The sequence below is a fragment of the Phenylobacterium sp. genome (assembly GCF_030698145.1).
Lineage (GTDB): Bacteria > Pseudomonadota > Alphaproteobacteria > Caulobacterales > Caulobacteraceae > Phenylobacterium.
Genome location: NZ_JAUYNW010000120.1, coordinates 1 through 5,673, shown reverse-complemented (window position 1 = coordinate 5,673; position 5,673 = coordinate 1). Strand labels below are relative to the sequence as shown.

Annotated in this window: 7 protein-coding genes; all 7 read left to right on the top strand. The window is 69.5% G+C overall.

Annotated elements, in window-relative coordinates; all coding sequences use genetic code 11:
- Positions 1–216: translation initiation factor IF-3 (infC, locus tag Q8Q77_RS17415; protein ID WP_305584975.1), on the top strand; the 216-nt coding region annotated here is incomplete at its 5' end.
- A gap of 122 nt (positions 217–338) precedes the next feature.
- On the top strand, positions 339–2,000 hold the full coding sequence (locus Q8Q77_RS17410; RefSeq protein ID WP_305584973.1) for an amidohydrolase: 1,662 nt from the start codon (positions 339–341) through the stop codon (positions 1,998–2,000).
- A 47-nt stretch (positions 2,001–2,047) separates the two neighbouring features.
- Positions 2,048–2,383, top strand: coding sequence for a helix-turn-helix transcriptional regulator (locus tag Q8Q77_RS17405; RefSeq protein ID WP_305584971.1), 336 nt, complete (start codon positions 2,048–2,050; stop codon positions 2,381–2,383).
- Between the two features lie 11 nt (positions 2,384–2,394).
- On the top strand, positions 2,395–2,856 hold the full coding sequence (locus tag Q8Q77_RS17400; RefSeq protein WP_305584970.1) for an SRPBCC family protein: 462 nt from the start codon (positions 2,395–2,397) through the stop codon (positions 2,854–2,856).
- Positions 2,857–2,927: 71 nt separating this feature from the next.
- On the top strand, positions 2,928–4,157 hold the full coding sequence (locus tag Q8Q77_RS17395) for an MFS transporter (RefSeq protein WP_305584968.1): 1,230 nt from the start codon (positions 2,928–2,930) through the stop codon (positions 4,155–4,157).
- A complete protein-coding gene (locus Q8Q77_RS17390; RefSeq protein WP_305584966.1) occupies positions 4,154–5,359 on the top strand; it encodes an MFS transporter in 1,206 nt (401 codons plus the stop codon). The genes Q8Q77_RS17395 and Q8Q77_RS17390 overlap by 4 nt, the downstream gene beginning before the upstream one ends.
- Before the next feature lie 122 nt (positions 5,360–5,481).
- The coding region (gene rpmI, locus Q8Q77_RS17385) for a 50S ribosomal protein L35 (RefSeq protein ID WP_305584965.1) at positions 5,482–5,673 on the top strand (192 nt) is incomplete at its 3' end.

Genomic DNA, 5,673 nt, shown 5'->3' with positions numbered 1-5,673 from the left:
GACTACGAGGTGAAGCAGCGCTCGATGCACCGCTTCTTCGAAGAGGGCGACAAGGTGAAGGTCACCTTGCGCTTCCGTGGTCGCGAACTCGCCCACCCGGAACTGGGCATGAAGCTGCTGCAAAAGGTGAAGGCCGACTTCGAGCCGGTGGCCAAGGTCGAGTACGAGCCCCGCATGGAAGGCCGCCAGATGATCATGATCCTGGCGCCGCGCTAATCTAAATCGACCTCAATATCGCTAAGGCGGCCACCCTCAGGTGGCCGCCTTTTGCTTGGGTGCTTGATTGACGAGACCGACGATCCAGGCCCTGTTGGCCTCGAAGCATCGGGAGTCGGACCTTGCGCGCATTCTTGACAGCCCTGGCCGTGGTCGCCTTGGCGCCCGCCGCCGCCCTGGCCGCCGACCTCTATCTCGTGAACGGCAAGGTCTTCACCGGCGACGATGCGCGACCCTTCGCCAGCGCCGTCGCCATCCGTGACGGCAAGATCGCCGCGGTCGGCGACGACGCCGCGGTCCGGGCCATGGCTGGCGGACGCGCCGTGGACCTGGGCGGGAGGCTCGTCGTTCCCGGACTGGTCGAGGCCCACGGCCATGCCGGCGCCTCGTCCGGCGCGCGCGACGCGCCCATGCCCAACCTGCCTTGGCCCGGCCCGACGCCGGAGGAGGCGCTCGCCGCCGTGAGCGCCGCCGCGAGCCAGGGTCCCGGATGGATCGAGGCGACCATCGGTCCGCTGGTGGTCAACGATCACCGCGACTGGCGCGCGGCCCTGGACATCGCGGCGCCGAACAACCCGGTGATGATCCGGCCCTGGTGGGGCCACGGCACGTTCATGAACTCCGCGGCCTTGAAGGCGCTGGGCGTGGCCGACGACGCCAGGGACCCGCTGGGCGGCTGGTACGACCGCCGGCCCGATGGCCGCCTGGACGGCCGGGCGCGGGAGAACGCGGAGTGGCGGCTGACCCGGGCGCGCACCGCCGGCCTGCCGGTCGAGACCTTCGCCGCCGCCTATCGCGCCACCGCCGGGCTCTATGCCGGCTGGGGCGTGACCACCTACCACCAGATGCTCAACAACCAGGCCCTGGCCGACGCCATGCCGGCCCTGGCGGGCGTGCCGATCAAGTGGCGGGTCTATGGCTGGGGCATGCCCGAACGCCGGGTCGAGGACGCCTGGTCGCAGTTCGAAGGCCAGGCCGCCGGACAGGGGCGGGTTCGGATCGCCGGGATCAAGTGGGTGCTCGATTCAACGCCGATCGAACGCGACGCCCATATGAGCGTCCCCTATGCCGACCGGCCGGGATGGCGCGGGCGCTCGAACTATACCGACGGCCAGCTGCGCGACATGCTGCGCGCCATCCTCGCCCACCCCGACCAGCAGCCGGCCTTCCATGTAAGCGGCGACGGCGAACTCGGCCGGCTGCTCGACGCCATGGAGGCGGCCGCCCCCGCGGCGACCTGGCGCGCCCGCCGGGTGCGCATCGAGCACGCCGACGGACTGGTTCCGGCCCGGTTCGAACAGGCCAAACGCCTGGGCGTGGTGGTGATCCAGAACCCGCTTCACCTGGACCCCATGCCTGACGCCAAGGGCGTGCCGTTGATCGTGGCGCGGCTGGGCGACCGCGCCCGCGAGTTCGAATTGTTGAAGACCCTCGTGGCGGCCGGCGTGCCGTTCGCGCTTGGCTCGGACGCGGGCGGCCCGCCCTCCAATCCGTTTCTGAACATGATGATCGCCATCGCCAGTCCCAACGCCCCCGCCGAGGGGCTAACCCGCGAACAGGCCCTGAAGGCCTACACCCAGGGCGGGGCCTTCGCCGAGGGTGAGGAGGCGCTGAAGGGCCGGATCGCGACGGGGATGGCCGCGGACCTGGCGGTGCTTTCGCAGGACATCCTGACGGTCCCGCTGGGCGCCCTGCCCGCCACCCGCAGCCTGTTGACCCTGGTCGATGGCGCGCCCGCCCATGCGGAAGGTCCGTTCGCGGCGCTGGCCGCCGCAGACCGCTGAAGCGCTGAGACGCTTGCCAAGCGGCGCGCCGCCTGATACTTAAGTGAATGCTTCAGCAATCACAGCCCCTCGACCTGATGTTCCACGCCCTGTCCGACCCTGGCCGGCGCAGCATGGTGGAACGGCTGAGCCGGGGACCGGCCTCGGTCAGCGAACTGGCCATGCCGCTCGACATGACCCTCTCGGCCGTCGTCCAGCACCTGGCGGTGCTGGAGGCCAGCGGCCTGGTCCGGTCGCAGAAGGTCGGACGGGTGCGCACCTGCCAGATCGAGCCCGAGCGGCTGCAACTCGCCGAACAGTGGATCAACGCCCGGCGCACCACATGGGAGCGCCGCCTCGACCGGCTGGGTGACTTCCTGGCCGAAACCGAACCCGAGACCTGAGGAGAGACCCCATGACCCAGCGCTCCGTCGTCCACGCCACCTTCGTCATCGAACGCGTCTACGCCGCCACGCCGGCCAGGACCTTCGCGGCCTGGGCCGACCCCAGGCTCAAGGCCCGCTGGTTTCCCGCCGCGGAAGAGGCCGGCTACGAGTTCGACTTCCGCGAAGGCGGCCGCGAGTACAGCAAGGGAAGCGCCGAGGGCGCGGAATACGTCTTCGCCGTCGACTACCGCGAGATCGTCCCCGACGCGCGCATCGTCTACGCCTACTACATGGACATGGACGGGGTACGGATCTCCGTCTCGGTCGCCACCATCGAGTTCCACCCGCAAGGCGCCGGCACCCGCATGGTGGTCACCGAGATGGGAGCCTTTCTCGACGGCCATGACACCGTGGCCCAGCGCGAGCACGGCACCACCTGGCTGATCGACCGGCTGGGCGCCTCGCTGGAAGAGGCGACCGCCCCCGCCTGATCGACCCATGGCAAGTCCGACCCCCTTGCTCGGACTTGCCGCACGGCGCGGCGACCCTTAACACCGTTCACATGTCCGATACCGCGCCGCAGAGGGCGTCGCCGCCGTCCTCGATGGCGGCGCCGTCTCTCATCGCCGTCATCTTCATCAATATGCTGGGCTTCGGGATCATCGTCCCGTTGCTGCCCTTCTACGCCCAGTCGTTCGACGCCCCGCCCTGGCAGATCGCGCTGATCTTCTCGGCCTATTCGGTGGGCGCCTTCTTCGGTGAGCCGTTCTGGGGCCGGCTGTCGGACAAGTACGGCCGCAAGCCGCTGCTGATCTCGACCATCACCGGCAACTGCCTCTGCTACCTGGCGCTGGCCTTCGCCCCCAACATCTGGGTGGCCTTCCTGATCCGCCTGGTGGGCGGCATGGCGGCCGGCAACGGGGCGGTGGTCCAAGGCTATATCGCCGACGTCACCCCGCCGGAGAAGCGAACGCGGCTGCTCTCCTACCAGGGTGCGGCCTGGAACGTCGGCCTGATCTTCGGCCCCATGGTCGGCGGGATCTTTGCCAATCCGGACGCCGGGCCCATCGGCTTCCGCATCCCGCTTTTCATCGCCTCGGGCCTGGCGGCGATCTGCGTGGTGGCCATCATGGTCTTCATCCGCGAGAGCAAGACCCGCGACCAGGCCATCACCCACCGGCCCAGCCGCTGGTCGGCCACCGGCGAGGTCATCCGCCATCCGGTGATCGGGCGGCTGATGCTGCTGACCTTCCTGGTCGGCTTCGCCTTCACCGGCATCGAGAGCACCTTCGGCCTCTGGGCCCAGGCCCGGTTCGACTGGGGCCCGCGCGAGATCGGGGTGTGCTTCGCCTTCGTGGGCGTCGCCGCGGCCCTGACCCAGATGTTCGTCACCGGCCGGCTCTCCGAGCGGTTCGGCGAGGGCCGGATGCTGGCCATCGGCATGGGGATCACCGTGCTCTCGGCCGCGGGCCAGACCATCTCGCCGGGCGGGGCTGTGACCATCGGGTTGATGTGCCTGACCGCGATCGGGCAGTCGGTCGCCTTCCCCAATGTCGGCTCGATGATCTCCCAGACCGCCGATCCGCACCGCCAGGGCCAGATCCTGGGCCTGAACAACGCCACGGGCGCGCTAGCCCGCGTCGTGGGACCGTTCTGCGCCGGCCTGATCTTCCCCGTCGCCATCAACGGGCCCTTCATCCTGGGCGCGCTGGTCGTGGCGCCCGCCATCTTCCTGGCGCTGTCGGCCAGCCGCCGGGCCGTCAGGCACCGCGCCAATGGCGGCGAGCCATGAGCCAGGCGCCCCCAGCCGCGCCGCAGGATCGCCGCGCGCTTTTCATCCTGCTGTCGGTGACCTTCCTCAACATCGCCGGCTTCGGCCTGGTGATCCCGCTGCTGCCGTTCTTCGGCAAGGCGCTGGACGCGCCGGCCTGGCAGATCGCCCTGCTGTTCTCGGCCTTCTCCTGCGGCCAGTTCCTGGGCGAGCCCTTCTGGGGCCGGTTGTCAGACCGGATCGGCCGGCGGCCGGTGCTGATCGTCACCATCGCCGTGGCCGCGCTCTGCTACGTGGCGCTGGCCTTTGCGCCCACCATCTGGCTGGCCTTCCTCGCCCGGTTCGCCAGCGGGGTGTTCTCCGGAAACATCTCGACCCTGCAGGGCTGCATGGCCGACATCACCCCGCCCGACCAGCGCGCCGGCCGCATGGGGGTGATGGGCTCGGCCTTCTCGCTGGGCTTCATGACGGGCCCGGCGCTGGGGGGCCTGCTGGCCCAGCCCGAGCTCGGCCCCATCGGCTTCCACATCCCGCTGTTCGCGGCCGCCGGCTTCGGCCTGGCCTCGGCCCTGGGGGTCTTCCTGTTCGTCAAGGAAACCCGGCCGCCGACCGGAGAATCGCGGCCCCACGGCCGCCCGCCGGCCCTGCGCGAGGCCTTCGCCCATCCGATCATCTCGCGGGTGATGATCATCTCCTTCGTCATCGTCTCGGGCTTCGCCGGGATCGAGGCGACCTACGGCCTGTGGACCGAGGCCCGCTTCGGCTGGGGCCCGCGCGAGATCGGCCTGGCCTTCATGGTGATCGGCGTCATCGGCGCCTTCGCCCAGGGCATGGGCGCCGCGATCCTGGTCCGCCGCTTCGGCGAGGCGCGGGTGCTGATCGCGGGCCTCAGCCTGATGTTCATCGGCATGTTCGTGCAGTTCGCGTCCTTCGCCTGGCCCATGGCGGTGCTGGGCCTGGCCATCGTCGGCTTCGGCCAGTCGATCTGCTTCCCCAACCTCGTGGGCCTGATCTCCATCTCCACCCCGCCCGATCGGCAGGGCGAGATGCTGGGCCTCAACATGTCCAACAACGCGCTCGCCCGCATCGGCGGGCCGATCTATGCGGGCCAGCTCTTCTCGATGGTCTCGCCCGGCGCGCCCTTCGCGCTCGGCTGCATCCTCATCCTGCCGGCCCTGGTCCTGGCCTTCCAGGTGCTGAAACGGGTCCCGCGGCGGGCCTGAACCCTTGCCTTCCCTCACCCTTTCGCGTATTTGCCCCGCTCTTCGGAGTCGTCTGGCCAAAAGGCATGCCAGGGCGGCTCATCAATACGCCAGAGGACGGGCCCCAGGGTTCCGCAAGTGAAATGCCCAAACTGAAGACCAAGTCAGGCGCCAAAAAGCGCTTCAAGCTGACTGCGACCGGCAAGATCAAGGCCGGCGTCGCGGGCAAGCGCCACCGGCTGATCAGCCACAGCGCCAAGTACATCCGTCAAAATCGCGGCACCAAGGTGATGAGCGCTTCGGACTCGAAGACGATCAAATCCTACCTGCCCTAC